The sequence below is a fragment of the Halomicroarcula saliterrae genome, assembly GCF_031624395.1.
Lineage (GTDB): Archaea > Halobacteriota > Halobacteria > Halobacteriales > Haloarculaceae > Haloarcula > Haloarcula saliterrae.
Map to the genome: position 1 here is coordinate 103,271 of NZ_JAMQON010000007.1, position 14,275 is coordinate 117,545.

Here is a 14,275-nt window from a genome sequence, read left to right on the forward strand (position 1 = left end):
GCATACAGATGTTCCGTCCACACACGAGAACCACCCCGCCGGGACACGCCTGACGATGACCGGCGGGACGCGTGCGGTAGTGGCCGACGACTCGCATTTCATGCGGAGTGTCATCTCAGACATCCTCGAAGAGGGGGGTATCGAGGTCGCCACCGAGGCGAAGAACGGCCGCGAGGCCGTCGAGGCCGTCCGCACACACGAGCCGGACGTGGTGACGATGGACGTAGAGATGCCCGAGATGAACGGTATCGAGGCCACGGAACAGATCATGGCCGAACGGCCGACGCCCGTGCTCATGCTCTCCGCGCACACGGACGAGAACGCCGACGTGACCTTCGAGGCGCTGGATAAGGGCGCCGTCGATTTCTTCACCAAGCCCGGCGGCGAGGTGTCGATGGAGATGTCGCGGCTGAAAGACCAGCTCGTCGACATCGTCTCGTCGGTCGCGCGGGTCGACGTCGGCACGCAGTCCTCGACCCCGCGGGCGGGCCGGGGGACGAGCGGGGCGAGCACCCGCAACCGGAGCTACACCGCGAACCCGACGCTGGTCGTCGGCTCCTCGACCGGCGGGCCGAAGATGGTCGAGCAGGTGATGGCGGAGCTGCCCCGGGAGGCCGACTTCCGGGTGCTCGTCGTCCAGCACATGCCCGAGGGCTTTACCGGCCGCTTCTCCGAGCGCATCGACGACCGGAGCGACTACGACGTGCGGGAGGCGACCGACGGCGCTCGCCTCGCCGGCGGCGAGGCGCTCGTCGCTGCCGGCGACCGACACATGGAGGTCAAGAACTACCGGAACGGCCGGCTCCGGGTGAAGCTGACACAGGACCCGCCCGAAAACAGCGTCCGACCCGCCGTCGACGTGACGATGCGGACGGCCGCGGCAGTCATCGACGACCCGCTGGTGGGCGTCATCCTTACCGGGATGGGCGGGGACGGGGCCGACGGCATCGTACGGCTGAAAGACGCGGGCGCGCGCACTATCGCACAGGACGAGGCCACGTCAGCGGTGTACGGGATGCCAAAGCGGGCCGTCGAGACCGGCTGCGTGGACAGCGTGCTCCCCATCGACGAGATGGCGAACGGGATTCTCGACGCGATAACGACCGAGGTGAGCTCATAATGGACGACCAGTATCTCGACGCATTCATCCGCGAAAGCGAGGAGGCGATAACCGAGCTGAACAACTCCTTGCTGGACCTCGAATCGGACCCCTCCGACGAGGAGGCGATGGACTCCATCTTCCGGACCGCACACACGCTGAAGGGGAACTTCGGCGCGATGGGCTTCGACGACGCGGCGAATCTCGCCCACGCGATGGAGGACCTACTCGACGCCATGCGGCAAGGGGAGATGCAGGTCACCCCGGACGTGATGGACCTCGTCTTCGCCGGCGTCGACGAAATCGAGGTCATCGTCACCGAGATCGAGGCCGAGGGGGAGTCAGACACCACCGCCGACGACCTGGTCGCGCAGCTGCGCACCGTCCTCGAAGAGGGGGCCGACGCAGCGGGCGACGACGGCGGTTCGGAGCCGGCGGCCGGGGGCGGGGCCGCCGCGAACGCTGACATCGACGCCGATATCGACCCGACTGTGGCCGACGGCCGCGTCGTCCACGTCGCCGTCGACGTGGGCGAGTCGGATATGCTCGGTGTGGACTCGATGCTGGCGCTGGAAGCCGTCGAGGACATCTTCGGCGTCGTCGCGTTCGACCCCCCGCGGGCCGATATCGAGGACGGGAACTTCGAGGACACCTTCGACCTCTATCTCGACGCGGGCGACGCCGCGACGGTCGACGCCGAGCTCGCCTCGGTCGGCAAGATCGAGTCGTTCACCGCGACCGACGTGACCGACCAGCTGAGCGCGGCGGCGCCCGACCCCGCGCCGGCGGCGACCGAGTCCGGCGACGGCGGCGAAGAGGAACACAGCGTCGACGAGATCAAGTCGGTCCGCGTCGACGTCGACCAGCTCGACGACCTCCACGGCCTCGTCGAGCAGCTGGTCACCAGCCGAATCAAGCTGCGCCGTGCCGTCGAGACCGAGGACCTCGATTCGGCCGGCGAGACGCTCAACGAACTGGACAAGATAACGGCGAACCTCCAGAACACGGTGATGGACATGCGGCTCATCCCGCTGAAGAAGGTCGTCGGGAAGTTCCCGCGGCTGGTCCGGGACCTGGCCCGCGAACTGGACAAGGACATCGAGTTCGAGATAGCGGGCGAGGACATCGAGCTCGACCGGACGATTCTGACCGAGATATCGGACCCGCTGATGCACATTCTCCGGAACTCGGTCGACCACGGCATCGAGTCGCCCGCCGTGCGCGAGGCCGCCGGAAAGGACCCGACCGGCCACATCACGCTGCGGGCCTCCCGGGAGCGCGACCACGTCATCATCGAGGTCGAAGACGACGGCGCCGGACTCGACGTCGAGGGCATCCAGAACAAGGCCATCGAGAAGGGCGTGCGCTCGCCCGAGGAACTGGAGGCGATGGACGATTCGGCCATCTACGACCTCATCTTCCACCCGGGCTTCTCGACGGCCGACGAAGTGACCGACACGAGCGGCCGCGGCGTCGGGATGGACGTCGTCCACGACACCGTCACGCAGCTCGACGGGTCGGTCAACGTCGACTCCGAGCCCGGTACCGGCACGACCGTCGCCCTGCGGCTCCCGGTGACAATGGCCATCGTGAAGGTGCTGTTCGTCGAGGTGGGCGACGAGGAGTACGGCGTCCCTATCAAGAACGTCGACGAGATAACCGCCACGTCCGCCGTGAAGCAGGTCAACGGCACCGAGGTCATCAAACACAACGACGACATCTACCCGGTCATCCACCTGGACGACACCTTCGACGTGCCAGGCGAGACCAAGAACGGCGACGGCATGCTCGTTCGCATCAGGGAGTCGGAGCGACAGGTCGCCCTGCACTGTGACTCGGTCAACAGCCAGGAGGAGGTGGTCGTCAAACCCCTCGAAGGAATCCTCTCGGGGACGCCGGGACTGTCGGGGACCGCGGTGCTCGGTGACGGCAACATCGTGCACATCTTGGACGTGGTCACGCTATGAGCGCCGACAGCCGCCAGTTCCAGCGCCTGCTGGGCTTTATCGAGGCCGAGATGGAGTTCGAGTCCGGGTTCTACAACGACGCGTATCTCGACCGCCGCATCACGGCCCGGATGCGACGGACCGACACCGACAGCTACCGGCAGTACAAGCAGCTGCTCCAGCGCGAAGACGACGAGCGCGATGCCCTGCTCGACTCCCTCTCTATCAACGTCACCGGGTTCTTCCGGAACCCCGAGGCGTGGGAGGCGCTGCGGCCCGTCCTCCGGGAGCTGACCGCGAACAACCGGACGGTGCGGCTCTGGTCGGCCCCGAGCGCGGACGGCCGTGAACCGTACTCGGCGGCGATGCTCGCGCTGGACGACCCGGAAATCGACGCGAGCCGTGTCGAGATTCTCGGGACCGACATCAACGCCGACATCCTCGATGCGGCCCGGGCGGCGACCTACGAGACCTCCCACACGACGGATATCGCCGAGGAGCTCGCCCCGCTCGACAGCTACGCGGAGTACGTCGAGGAGGAGGGCAACACCTTCCGCGTCAAGGACCGCGTGACGGAGATGGTCACCTTCGAGCAACACGACCTCATCCGCGGCGAGACGAAGCGGGACTTCGACCTCGTCTTCTGTCGGAACCTGCTCATCTACATCGACGCCGAGTTCAAGGTGCCCATCTTCGAGACCATCCACGGGTCGCTGCAAGCGGATCGGTATCTCATGATCGGGATGACCGAGACGCTCCCCGCGGAGTGTCGCGAGGAGTTCGAGCCGGTGGACAAGCAACACCGCATCTACCGACGGGTATGAGCCTCTATCAACTCGAACGCGACGGCGACGTCCAGGAGCTCATCCGCGTCCTCCGGGAGACGGACACGGAACGGGTCCAGCTCCGGGCGGCGGAGTTGCTCGGGAACTTCCCGGACCACGACGACCGCCGGGACGTGGTCAACGCGCTCGTAAGCGCCGCGAAGCGAGACAGCGACGCGGTGACGGCGGCAGCCATCGACTCGCTGGACGAGCTCGGGGGCGACGCCATCGAGCAGCTCATCGGGAGCATGGCCGGCGTCGACCTCGACGCGGACGCGGCCGACTGGATGAAAGCCAAGGCGTTCGTGCGGGCGCTCGATTCGGACGTGCCAGAGCTGCGGATGGCCGCCGCCAACGGGCTGGGGCGGCTGGAGGAGGCCGACAGCGTCCCGAAGCTCGCCGAGCGGTTCGAGGACCCGGACCCGCGGGTGCGGGCACGGGCCGTCCGTTCGGCCGGGAAAATCGGCGATTCGCGGGCGACAGACCCCCTCGAATCGCTGTTGCGTGACCCGAAGGGCTCGGTGCGACGGGAGGCCGCCGAGGCCCTGGGCAACATCGGGAACCGGCAGGCGCTCCAGACGCTGTTGCCGATGTACGAGGACGACAACGAGCAGGTCCGGCGCATCGCCGTCGGCGCCTTCGGCAACTTCGAGAACGACAAGCCGGTCGACTACCTCGTCGAGGCGCTCTCGGACGACTCGGCGGCCGTGCGGCGAACGGCGGTGTACTCGCTCGTCGAACTGCTCTCGAACGTCCCGACCGACCGGAGCCACGACATCCGCGACACCGTCGTCGAGACGCTGTCGAGCACGGACGACCAGAGCGTCGTCGTCCCGCTGGTCGAGATACTGGAGGAGAGCACGCAGGCGGCCCAGCGGCGCAACACCGCGTGGCTGCTGGGTCGGGTCGCCGGTCAGGCCGAGCGGGGCCGCGTCATCGACTCGCTGGTCGAAGCGCTGGCGGACGACGACCAGATGCTCCGGCAGTTCGCCGCCACCAGCCTGGCCGAGCTGGGCGGCGAGGACAACATGGTCGAGCGTCGGCTGTTGAAACTCGTCGAGGACGACGGCGTCGACCCCGCGGTGAAGGGACAGGCCATCTTCACGCTCGGGAAGGTCGGCGGTGACCGCTCCCGGAAAGTGCTCGACAAGCTCATCGACGACACCGAACACGACGTCGTCCGGAAGAAGGCCTTCTCGGCCATCTCGAAGCTCGGGGGCCGGATATGAGCGGTCCGTCGGCCGAGCCGGTTAAGATGAGTGAGGGCGAATAGGAGGTATTCCGGGTAGATGAGCGGGGAACACGCACTGGTCGACACCAAGGGGAAGTTCGTCCAGGTCGTCACGGACGGACGCAAGCGAAACGACATCGAGTGGCTACCGGGTCGCATCCTCCTCTCGAACAAGCGGCTCGTCCTCGCGACCAACGACGGCAAGCGGACCGTCCCGCTGTCGAAACTCACCAGCGTCACCGCCAGCCAGATGAACCAGCAGCTGGCACAGGTCGACGGCTACGTGAAGCTACAGGCCGGCCGGGACGCCTGGCTCGTCTCCGCGGCTGCGGCCGAGAAGTTCGAGTCGGCGCTGTACAGCACGCTGCTGGACCAGATCGTCGTCCTCGTCAAACACCCCGCGCTGAAAGGCGGCGTCGTCCAGGAGGCCACCTGGGAGAAGGCCCGGTTCAAGATAGACGAGGAACAGGACGACACCGTCAACATCGCCATCTCCAGCGGGACGTTCGTCGAACTCGACATCGACGACGTGGGCACCGTCGAGCAGAAACAGAAGGAGATTCGCGGGCAGGAGCGGCCGCTCCTGGAAGTCGAACACACCATCGACGGGACCTCCGTCGAGACCCACATCTCCGGTTCGCCCCGGCACGTCTCGCTCATCGGCGGGCTCGTGCGGCAGGGCGAGCAGCGCAACGCCGCCGACGACGTGGACCTCTCGGACGAGGAGACGCAGGTGTTGATGGCGCTGTACTCGGGCATCTCCCCGTTCAAGATTCCCGACTTCGTCGATATGGACATCGACGAGGTCGAGGCCGTGTACGACCGGCTGATGGAGGCGGATATCCTAGAGCCCGTCCGGACCCGCCGGGAAGTGCAACTGGAGGCGCGCGGACGGTCGATTGCTGGAGACGCTATCGCGGACCAGTAGCGCCCCCGGTGGCCGAGCCGAGGGCGGCTGGCCGAACACGGGACCACGTCGGAGCGGGGCGACCTGTCAGCCGATTGGGCGACGGAGCCCCCGCGTTTATGTGGACCCGGTCGGACAGACGGGACATGGCTGACACCGACGGCGGTTCGGACCGGTTGAGCGACTCGAATCTCTTCGTAACCGTCTCGGGCCCACCGGGGTCGGGCGTCACCACGCTCTGTGAGGGGCTCGCCTCGGCGCTCGACTGTGGCTACGTCTCGGGCGGGGAAGTGTTCCGTGAGATGGCCGAAGAGAGGGATATGACCCTGACACAACTCATCGCGGAGGCCGGCACGTCCGAAGAGATCGACCGGGCGCTGGACCGGCGCCTCCGGACCATCTCCGAGAAGTGGGGGGCCGCGAACAAGGCCTTTATCCTCGAATCCCGGCTGGCGGGGTGGGTCGCCGGCAACCGCGCGGACCTCCGTATCTGGCTCGACGCGCCGGCGGACGTCCGCGCCGACCGGACCCAGGACCGCGAGGAGATGACCGCCGAGATGCAGGTCCGGGAGGTCATCGAGGAGTCCCGCTACGAGTCCTACTACGACATCGACCTCTCGGACCGCTCCTTTTACGACCTCGTGGTCAACACCGGTCGCTGGAGTCCGGCCGGGACGCTCGACATCGTCCGCTCGGCCATCCGCGAGTACGACCCAGCTATCGACGAGGGGTCGTTCGAGACTGCCGACCTCGAGATATAGGAGCGGTCAGTACAGTCAGCGTGAACAGCTGCCTGAAATCCACGACGGTCGGAAATTAACAGATATATCCGACAACCGCGTATCCCTACGTGATATGCACTTCTGTGACGAGTGTGGTTCGATCATGCACACGGAGGGCGACAGGTGGGTGTGTCGCTCCTGTGAGAACGAGGAGCCGCGGGACTCGCAAGCAGAAGCGGCGATGGCGACCCGGGACGGACAGCGAGACGACGGGGCACCCGCCGTGGCCGACGCGACTCAGGACGCCACCGAGACGATGCAAGAGCCCTGTCCGGCGGACGACTGCGACGGCAACCGGGCCTCCTACGAGATGCTGCCGAAGCCGGGCGGCTCCTACGAGGTTCGGCTGTTCACCTGCACAGCGTGTGGCCACAAGTGGCGCGAGTCCTGAGACGGGTCTCGCGACCCCGCCGCGGTAATATGCACAGACGTACTGAGCGGCCGGGTCACGGCATGGCTGGCGGAACAAACGGGCTGTCGTGCCACGTCGTAACGGGCGGTTGTGAAACAGTCGGTCAGTCGCTCGCTTCTTCGCCACCGTCAGCCATCGCAACCGCGTCGGCGAGCCGGTCGAAGTCGAACGTGGCCGTAGAGAGGCGAGCGGCCACGACGGTACAGGTCGAGGAGACGACGACGGCGCCGCCGAAGGCGGTGAGATACAGCGGGTCGGCGGCGGGCAGCAGGTCGCCCACGAACGGGACGGCCGTGATGACGCCCCGGAAGTCCGGGAAGAAGGCCAGCCCGACGGCCAGACCGGCGAGACTGCTGGCCAGTGCGCCCCGGCCAGTGAGCCGCCGGGAGTAGAGGCCGTAGATAAGTGGGACGGCGACGGCGGCGCCGAGCAGGTCCGCGAAGAAGAAGAGGCGGAGGACGCTACGAGCGCGGAGGCTGACGTAGATAGCGGCGACGGCGACGACCAGCGTCAGGAGGCGGGCGCCGAGCCGCAAGGTCCGGTCGTCCGGGTCGGCGAGCAGTCGCGGGAGGTCCGCGGTGACCAGACTGGCCAGCGCCGAAAAGAGCGAGTCGACGGAGCTGACGACGAGCAGGAGGGCGAGCAAGACGACGCCCAGCAGGACGGCCTCGCCGAACGCGCTCTCGACGAGGGCGAAGAAGGCCACGTCGGCGTTGTACGCCGAACTGGTGATGTCGGTGACGACGCTGCCCTGTCCGACGGCGACGACGCCGAGCAGCGCGGCGACCACGACGATGGCGCCGTTGAGCACGGTGGCGTTGCGAAAGCCGCTGGCGACCGTTCGACTACTGCGCCCGGCGTAGATGCGTTGCCACCAGGTCTGGTTGACCATCTCGGCGCCGAAGATGGCGAACGCGAGCGCGAGCCCGAACTGGAGGCCGGCGGCGTCGGTCGGGTCGAGCAGCGCCGGGTCGGCGGCCGCGACGCCCGAGACCGCAGCGCTGGGCCCGCCCACGGCGAGGACGACGCCTCCCGCGACGATAGCCAGTAGCGGCACGACGAGCACGGCCTGAACAGTGTCGGTGACGATGGTCGCCCGGAGGCCGCCGTAGCCGGTGTAGAGGAGGACGAACCCGCCGACGAGGACGGCCGTCTGCCACTGGGGGACGCCGGCGACCAGCGAGAGCGCGGCCGCGATGCCGGTGAGTTCGGCGGCGACGAAGACGAACATGTACAGCGCGCTCACGAGGACGACGAAGCCGTACATCGCCGGGCCGTAGCGGGCGTGGGCGTACTCCGTCAGCGAGTGGCCCTCGGGGAGCAGTTCGCGCACGCGCGGGCCGAGCTTCGAGTAGACGAACATCGGCACGGCCGTCCCGATGCCGTAGCCGACGACGGCGGCGATACCGAAGCCGGCCCCGGCTTCGGGGGCCGACAGCAGAATCCAGACGCCCATCGACGAGGCGACGAGCGTCGCCGTGGTCCGACCCGGGCCCATCGAGTTGCGCGCGGTGAGGAACTCGTCCGTCGAGCGGTCCCCTCGTCGGGTGTACCAGATGCCGAGGGCGGCAAAGCAGACGAGCGTCGCCACCGTCAGCCCGAGCGCCAGCGTGGTGCCGACCATCAGCGGTCACCGCCGGTTCCCGGGGTCTCGGGAGAGTGGTTCCCTTCGTAGGCCGCGTCGAAGAAGGCGGCTTCGAGGTCGACCGTCCGACAGAAGAGTTCGGCCAGTCCAGCCTGACGGCGCTCGCTCGCAGCGGCGCCCTCGCGGTCGAGCTCTGTGCGGAGCCAGCTGACGAAGGCCTCGAACTCGGGGACGGCGTGCAGCTCTATCCACTCCCGCAGGTAGAACCGGTCGGGGCCGTCGGCCGTGGCGAGGCCGTCGTCGGTCGCCCAGGTCAGGTAGACCCACTCGGCGGGCACCAGCACGGCGAGCGTCTCGGCGTAGTCGCCCTCGCGAGCCGCCCGCAGGAGGAGGTCACGGAAGGCCGCCGTCGACGCGGTCAGTGTCGGGTCTTCGTAGCGGGGTTCGGGGACCGCCAGTGCCTCGAAGGAACGCCGGAAGTAATCGTCCTCGTCGCTGGTGACCGTCGCCAGAAAGTCGACGAGCCGCGCCTTCGCGTCCATCGTCGGCGCATCGCCGACGGCGTAGCCGAAGACGCCGACCAGCGTCTCGACGAAGGCGTAGTCCTGCAGGAGATAGCGCCGGAAGACGGCGTCGTCGAGCGTGTCGTCGTGGAGCTCGCGGACGAACTCGTGGGCCGTCGCATCGTCCCAGGCGTCGCCCGACTGCGCGCGGAGCCAGTCGGTAAAGCGGGGGTCCTCCCGGTCGCTGGCGTAGTCGGCGTAGGTGGCCGGCACGTCCGCCGGGGACGCCCCGTCACCGCGACCGCTCATATGCCCCACCCCTCCTCGCGCCAGGCGGCGTCCCAGAAGCGGTACTCGTAGCGGGCGGAGGTGTCGAAGATGTCCCGGTAGCGCTCGCGCTCGGCCTCGGTGGCGTCTTCGGCCACGTCGTCCATCAGCTGTTTGCACCACTCCGTGAGGTCGGAAAAGTCCTCGCCGGCGTACGTCTCTATCCACTCGCTGTAGCCCTCGTGGTCGGGCCGGCCGGCGGCGTCGAGTCGTTCGGCGGTCTCGTTGAACCCCCACATACACGGGAGCAGGGCGGCCACGAGGTCGCCGAAGGTGCCCGTCGCGGCGACCCGGACGAGGAAGTCAGTGTACGCCTGCGTGGTCGGGGACGGCTCCGTGGCTTCGAGGTCGGCCTCGCTGATGCCGAAGTCGGCTGCGTAGGCCCGGTGGAGGTCCATCTCCGTGTTGATGGTCGAATCCAGCAGTTCGGCGAAGGTGCTCATCCGCGCCAGGTCGGGGGCGTTGGCGGCGCCCAGCGCGAACACGCGGGCGTACTCGACGAGATAGACGTAGTCCTGCCGGACCCAGTAGCGGAAGGGCGATTCGTCGAGGGTCCCCTCGCCCAGCTGTTCGACCATCGGGTGAGCGACGGTGGCGTCCCAGACGGGGTCGCCGATGTCAGCCAGTTCGTCGGTGAAGCTCATGGGCGAGTGTGGGCGGCCCACCGTGATATAAGCTAGTGGTATAATCTACTTATACAGCGGCGGCGGGCCGACAATATAAGACAGCGCTCCCCGAACGGCGGGGTATGTCGCTCCGGCTGCCCAGCGAAATCGTCGTCGAGGACGTGTTGCCGACGCTGCGGGTGCTGCTGGCCCGCGAACTCGGCGAACACGGGCTGACCCAGCGGGAGATAGCCGAGCATCTCGGGGTGACCCAGGCGGCCGTCTCGACGTACGTCAGCGGCGAGCCGGAACTGGAGTCGCGAATCGCCGAGCATCCCCGAACCGCCGAGACCGTCGCGTCGGTCGCGGCGGGGCTGGCCGACGGGGAGATGGACGGCTACGACGCGCTGGCCGCGGTGCTCGAACTCGTCCGGGCCTTCGAGGACCGCGGTCCCATCTGTGAGCTCCACGAGGAGGCGATGCCCGAACTGGAGGGGCTGGGCTGTGACCTCTGTGTCCGGGGCGCGAACCCGGAGCTACACACCGAGCGGGCGGTGCTCGACGACGTGCGCGAGGCCGCCCGCGTGCTCGCGACCAGCCCCGGCGTCGCCACGGCCGTCCCCAACGTCGGCACCAACGTCGGGACCGCGTTGCCCGAGGCGACCGAGGTCGCCGACGTGGCCGCGATTCCGGGTCGCATCTACGAGATGGGCGGCCGGGTCGAGGTGCCCGCCAACCCCGAGTTCGGCGCGTCCGAGCACGTGGCGACCACGATTCTGGCGGCGATGGCCGAAGCCCCCGACCGCCGGGGCGCGGTCAACCTCGCCACCGACGACGCCGTCCTCGACGCGGCCGAGACACGCGGTCTCGACCGGATGGCGTTCGAGGCGGGCTACGAGAACCGCGGGGACCGGCTCACCGAGCAGTTCGGGGAGCGCGGTTCGGTCCCCGACGTGCTCTTCCATCGGGGCGCGTTCGGCATCGAACCGATAACCTACGTGCTGGGCGAGACCGGCGCCGACGCCGCGCGGCTGGCGGCGGAACTGGTCGCGGACGAGTGAGGAGTAGCGGTACGGTGGGCCGAGCGCGGCCTCAGTGCCGCGCTGACGGGGAAGGGCAGGGCTGTAAGAGTGGGCATCCGGGGGCTGCGCGGTCGCGTGCGACCGCGAATGCGAACGGTGAAGCCGTGAGCAAAGCCGCCGGTTCCACCGCGGCGAGCGGACTGCCGCGCGGCTTCGCCGCGCGAAGAAGCCGCCACGCAAGGCGTGTCGAGCGCCGTCGGCGCAGGACCGCCGGAGCGTGCAAAACGTAGGTGCGTTAGGCGTTGACGTCTTCTAGGTGCCGGCTCGCAACGACCTGTCCGGTCGGCGTGAGCGTCGGGCCGTCGGCGCCGTCCTGGACGAGCCCGTCCTCCGCTAGGTCCTGCAACAGCATGGACACCTCCGAGGAGTCTTTCCCGAGGATAGAGGCCAGCGGCATCCCGTCCATATCGCCGGTGGAGTAGATGGCGACGAGCACCTCCTTTTTGCCCTTCGTGAGCTCTATCTTCCGGAGTTGCTCCATCAGGTCGGAGTACTCCCGGCGCAGATAGCGCCCGAGGATGGACATCTTCCGGCTGGTGGCCAGCGCCGCCTCCGTCGTCACGGCGGTGCCGTCCATCATGTGCCGGACGACCAGCACCGGTCGGTCGGCGCCGTGTATCTCCCGCGTGGTCCGCTCGAAGTCCGAGACGGTCTGGAGTTCGACGACGAAGCTGCCGTCGTCGCGGCGGAACTCGACGGAGCCGGGTTTGAGAAAGAGGTTCGCGCGGCGGAACCCCTCGTCGGTGACGCGGCCACCGACGCGAGCGCGCTCCCTGACCGTCGTCTCGGTGCCGTTGACGATGGCTTTGAACAGGACGGTGCCGAACTTCTCGATTTTCTCGTCGTCGGCCTCGATGCCGGCGACGAGTCGTTTGCCCGACTTCTCGAAGGCGATGGTCACCGTCGACTGGAAGAACTCGCCCAGGTCCGGCGGCACCTGGCCGATGGCGATATCGAAGATGGACTCCAGCGGAATCGTCAGCTTGTCCTCCTCGCTTGCGGCCAGCACCAGCCGCTTCTGGGAGAGGACGACGCGACCCTTGATGGGGTCGCTGCGGCTGGCCACCTCGGAGTTGAACTGGCCGACGAAGTCAGCGATGACGGATTCCGACACGGTGGCGTTGCTACAGTCGCCCGGATATTGAGCGTTTCGCGCGAGTATCATCTGGAAAAACCGGGCTGTCGGTCACGGCCCAGACACCGACGCGCTCAGCCGTCGAGGTCGCTGGCGATGTCCGACAGGCTGGAGTCGGGGGCGTCGGTCGCGGTGTAGACGACCCGGGTCCCGGGCGTGCGCAGCCCGTACTGATGGCCCGCAGTGACGACGTCGAGGTGGGCCGACCCGCCGACCGAGACGGTGGCGTCGGCGACCCACTCGGCGAGGCGGTTCTCCCCGTCGCGTTCGCGGGCCAGCCGGCGGTTGTCAGCGGCGTGAGTGATGACCGTCTCGCCCTCGATGCTGGTCTCGACGCGGGCCTCGTAGTCGTCCCCGTCCAGCGCGAGCGTGACGACGGCGCCGTCGCTCAGGCCGAGGTCGTCGGGGAGGACGACGCGGGGACGGCCGGTCCGACCGACGGCTTCGATGGGGACACGGTGGGTGTCGACCGCGTCGTGGTCGCTTGGGACACGTTCGCTCATGGGAATTGTCGTAACGGGGTCGCTACGGGGCGACACGGTGCTGGACTGCCTACGACGGTGGCGCTCACTCGTCGTCGGCGAGCAGCTCCTCGACGTCCTCGCTACCGCGACCGACGATTTTGGCGTTGATCTGGCGGGTCTCGTCGCTGACCTCGCGGCCGCGGATGGTGATTCGCTTGCGCTCGCCGTCGGTGGTCGGCTCGAAGCCGATGCCGCCGTCGGACATGATGGACTTCGTCTGGACGCCGCGGACGTCGGGGCGCATCGGTCGGCCGGCCGTGTCGGAGCCGCCGGTCAGTTCGACCGTGTAGCCGTCGAGGCCGACGGCGCCGGCGTCGACCTCGTCGCCGAGTTCGCGACCGATGAATCGGTTGGCGTCCTGTCCGTCGATGTCGATCTGGTAGGTGTGGCCGCTCTCCGGATCGGAGACGGCGACCGTGAATTCAGCCATACGTCAGTTCAATCAATCGCGCTTCAAAAACGCATCGAAGCGTCGGTCCGAGCAGTTCGGGGCCTGTTGCATGATATATAATGTTAGTTTGGCGAGTTTACTGCTAACTAGTTAGGTAGTGCGCACAGCCATCCGTAGTTCGATGGAATAGATACGATGACCAAGACGAACCCACGCGAGCCGGACGCGACGACCCTCGGAACCTCCCTGACGACGCTGTCGGCCTCTGCCGACGGGCTGAGCCGGAGTGTGACGGCGCTGAACCGCGCGATGGACGACCTGCAACTCTCGACGGAGCGCTGGAGCGAACGCCAGCGGGTCGCCTCCGAGTCGCTGTCCCGCGCGGCCGACAGTCTGGGGACGGTGTCGGCAGGCGAGCCCGACGCCGCCGCCGAATCGGCGTCGGACGGGTTCGCCCCGGCCGACGACTGAGCCGCGACCGTCTACGTGTCTGCAGCGACGACGGTGCTCACGCGAGCGTTCTCCTTGAGTTCGATCCCGGCGCCGCCGACCGACAGCGGGACTCTCGGCAGTTCGGCGACGTGCAGCGTCGGATGCGTGGCCCCGCGTTCGAGCAGCGCCGTCCGCGGCTGGAGGGTGACCGTCGCCTCGCCGGTGAGCGATTCGTTGAACTCGACGAGATACTGGCCGGCGCTCAGTGACCACCACTCGTAATCGTCGTCCGGGTCACGCTTGTCGGCGTCGTGTGGCACCGTCCCCGCGGCTTCGAGTTCGCCGCCGCCGAAGTCTACGTGGCCGGGTTCGACCACCTCGAACACCTCGGCGACGGTCAGGTCGAACCCCGAGTCCGTGTCCTGGGACGGTTCGTGGACGATGTCGGTGACGTAGTCGCTGAGTCCGGACATACTCCCGGCTTCCGGCG

The 14,275-nt window shown here is 68.0% G+C and carries 16 protein-coding genes; 9 read left to right on the top strand and 7 right to left on the bottom strand.

The features are described 5' to 3' along the window. The first annotated feature begins 55 nt into the window (after positions 1-55). From NDI56_RS19620 to NDI56_RS19650, 7 genes are all read left to right on the top strand, one after another. Positions 56-1,120: a protein-glutamate methylesterase/protein-glutamine glutaminase gene (locus tag NDI56_RS19620; protein WP_310921495.1), complete on the top strand. Its 1,065-nt coding sequence runs from the start codon at positions 56-58 to the stop codon at positions 1,118-1,120. Continuing rightward, complete coding sequence (cheA, locus tag NDI56_RS19625; RefSeq protein ID WP_310921496.1) at positions 1,120-3,066, top strand: chemotaxis protein CheA; 1,947 nt, start codon at positions 1,120-1,122, stop codon at positions 3,064-3,066. Before NDI56_RS19620 ends, cheA begins: the two co-directional genes overlap by 1 nt. Further along, a complete protein-coding gene (locus NDI56_RS19630; RefSeq protein WP_310921497.1) occupies positions 3,063-3,869 on the top strand; it encodes a CheR family methyltransferase in 807 nt (268 codons plus the stop codon). Before cheA ends, NDI56_RS19630 begins: the two co-directional genes overlap by 4 nt. Then, a complete protein-coding gene (locus NDI56_RS19635) occupies positions 3,866-5,098 on the top strand; it encodes a HEAT repeat domain-containing protein (RefSeq protein WP_310921498.1) in 1,233 nt (410 codons plus the stop codon). Before NDI56_RS19630 ends, NDI56_RS19635 begins: the two co-directional genes overlap by 4 nt. Before the next feature lie 60 nt (positions 5,099-5,158). Further along, positions 5,159-6,028, top strand: coding sequence for a CheF family chemotaxis protein (locus tag NDI56_RS19640; RefSeq protein ID WP_310921499.1), 870 nt, complete (start codon positions 5,159-5,161; stop codon positions 6,026-6,028). Positions 6,029-6,153: 125 nt separating this feature from the next. Then, positions 6,154-6,768, top strand: coding sequence for a (d)CMP kinase (gene cmk / locus NDI56_RS19645; RefSeq protein WP_310921500.1), 615 nt, complete (start codon positions 6,154-6,156; stop codon positions 6,766-6,768). A gap of 94 nt (positions 6,769-6,862) precedes the next feature. Then, complete coding sequence (locus tag NDI56_RS19650; protein ID WP_310921501.1) at positions 6,863-7,180, top strand: RPA12/RPB9/RPC11 RNA polymerase family protein; 318 nt, start codon at positions 6,863-6,865, stop codon at positions 7,178-7,180. Positions 7,181-7,304: 124 nt separating this feature from the next. On the opposite strand, the gene NDI56_RS19655 is transcribed toward NDI56_RS19650, so the two are convergent. From NDI56_RS19655 to tenA, 3 genes are read right to left on the bottom strand one after another with little or no spacing between them, the layout of a single operon-like run. Next, complete coding sequence (locus NDI56_RS19655) at positions 7,305-8,825, bottom strand: sodium:solute symporter family transporter (RefSeq protein WP_310921502.1); 1,521 nt, start codon at positions 8,823-8,825, stop codon at positions 7,305-7,307. After that, complete coding sequence (locus NDI56_RS19660; RefSeq protein ID WP_310921503.1) at positions 8,825-9,598, bottom strand: TenA family protein; 774 nt, start codon at positions 9,596-9,598, stop codon at positions 8,825-8,827. Before NDI56_RS19660 ends, NDI56_RS19655 begins: the two co-directional genes overlap by 1 nt. Continuing rightward, on the bottom strand, positions 9,595-10,260 hold the full coding sequence (gene tenA / locus NDI56_RS19665; RefSeq protein ID WP_310921504.1) for a thiaminase II: 666 nt from the start codon (positions 10,258-10,260) through the stop codon (positions 9,595-9,597). The genes NDI56_RS19660 and tenA overlap by 4 nt, the downstream gene beginning before the upstream one ends. 104 nt (positions 10,261-10,364) lie before the next feature. Here tenA and NDI56_RS19670 point away from each other — a divergent pair, with 104 nt between their 5' ends. Then, positions 10,365-11,282 (top strand): thiamine-phosphate synthase family protein, encoded by a 918-nt coding sequence (locus NDI56_RS19670; RefSeq protein ID WP_310921505.1) that lies wholly within the window; start codon positions 10,365-10,367, stop codon positions 11,280-11,282. 256 nt (positions 11,283-11,538) lie between these two features. Here NDI56_RS19670 and NDI56_RS19675 read toward each other — a convergent pair whose 3' ends face one another. The 3 genes from NDI56_RS19675 to NDI56_RS19685 form a co-directional block, all read right to left on the bottom strand. Further along, positions 11,539-12,417, bottom strand: coding sequence for a CheF family chemotaxis protein (locus NDI56_RS19675; protein ID WP_310921506.1), 879 nt, complete (start codon positions 12,415-12,417; stop codon positions 11,539-11,541). Positions 12,418-12,512: 95 nt separating this feature from the next. After that, a complete protein-coding gene (locus NDI56_RS19680; RefSeq protein ID WP_310921507.1) occupies positions 12,513-12,941 on the bottom strand; it encodes a DUF7112 family protein in 429 nt (142 codons plus the stop codon). A gap of 64 nt (positions 12,942-13,005) precedes the next feature. Further along, the gene (locus tag NDI56_RS19685) at positions 13,006-13,392 is read right to left on the bottom strand and encodes a 30S ribosomal protein S6e (protein ID WP_310921508.1); all 387 of its coding nucleotides are present in this window, start codon (positions 13,390-13,392) and stop codon (positions 13,006-13,008) included. 156 nt (positions 13,393-13,548) lie between these two features. On the opposite strand from NDI56_RS19685, the gene NDI56_RS19690 reads away from it, so the two are divergent. After that, positions 13,549-13,824 carry a hypothetical protein gene (locus tag NDI56_RS19690; RefSeq protein ID WP_310921509.1) on the top strand — a complete coding sequence of 92 codons (276 nt, stop codon included), beginning with the start codon at positions 13,549-13,551 and terminating at the stop codon, positions 13,822-13,824. 11 nt (positions 13,825-13,835) lie between these two features. Here the strand turns inward: NDI56_RS19690 and NDI56_RS19695 are convergent, their stop codons facing one another. Next, a complete protein-coding gene (locus NDI56_RS19695; RefSeq protein WP_310921510.1) occupies positions 13,836-14,258 on the bottom strand; it encodes a dCTP deaminase/dUTPase family protein in 423 nt (140 codons plus the stop codon). Positions 14,259-14,275 lie beyond the last annotated feature (17 nt).

What these genes read in the sequence shown, in the direction of transcription:
- NDI56_RS19620 (WP_310921495.1), top strand. Translation starts at nt 56, where the DNA reads ATGACCGGCGGGACGCGTGCGGTAGTGGCCGACGACTCGCATTTCATG.
- cheA (WP_310921496.1), top strand. Translation starts at nt 1,120, where the DNA reads ATGGACGACCAGTATCTCGACGCATTCATCCGCGAAAGCGAGGAGGCG.
- NDI56_RS19630 (WP_310921497.1), top strand. Translation starts at nt 3,063, where the DNA reads ATGAGCGCCGACAGCCGCCAGTTCCAGCGCCTGCTGGGCTTTATCGAG.
- NDI56_RS19635 (WP_310921498.1), top strand. Translation starts at nt 3,866, where the DNA reads ATGAGCCTCTATCAACTCGAACGCGACGGCGACGTCCAGGAGCTCATC.
- NDI56_RS19640 (WP_310921499.1), top strand. Translation starts at nt 5,159, where the DNA reads ATGAGCGGGGAACACGCACTGGTCGACACCAAGGGGAAGTTCGTCCAG.
- cmk (WP_310921500.1), top strand. Translation starts at nt 6,154, where the DNA reads ATGGCTGACACCGACGGCGGTTCGGACCGGTTGAGCGACTCGAATCTC.
- NDI56_RS19650 (WP_310921501.1), top strand. Translation starts at nt 6,863, where the DNA reads ATGCACTTCTGTGACGAGTGTGGTTCGATCATGCACACGGAGGGCGAC.
- NDI56_RS19655 (WP_310921502.1), bottom strand. Translation starts at nt 8,825, where the DNA reads ATGGTCGGCACCACGCTGGCGCTCGGGCTGACGGTGGCGACGCTCGTC.
- NDI56_RS19660 (WP_310921503.1), bottom strand. Translation starts at nt 9,598, where the DNA reads ATGAGCGGTCGCGGTGACGGGGCGTCCCCGGCGGACGTGCCGGCCACC.
- tenA (WP_310921504.1), bottom strand. Translation starts at nt 10,260, where the DNA reads ATGAGCTTCACCGACGAACTGGCTGACATCGGCGACCCCGTCTGGGAC.
- NDI56_RS19670 (WP_310921505.1), top strand. Translation starts at nt 10,365, where the DNA reads ATGTCGCTCCGGCTGCCCAGCGAAATCGTCGTCGAGGACGTGTTGCCG.
- NDI56_RS19680 (WP_310921507.1), bottom strand. Translation starts at nt 12,941, where the DNA reads ATGAGCGAACGTGTCCCAAGCGACCACGACGCGGTCGACACCCACCGT.
- NDI56_RS19685 (WP_310921508.1), bottom strand. Translation starts at nt 13,392, where the DNA reads ATGGCTGAATTCACGGTCGCCGTCTCCGATCCGGAGAGCGGCCACACC.
- NDI56_RS19690 (WP_310921509.1), top strand. Translation starts at nt 13,549, where the DNA reads ATGACCAAGACGAACCCACGCGAGCCGGACGCGACGACCCTCGGAACC.
- NDI56_RS19695 (WP_310921510.1), bottom strand. Translation starts at nt 14,258, where the DNA reads ATGTCCGGACTCAGCGACTACGTCACCGACATCGTCCACGAACCGTCC.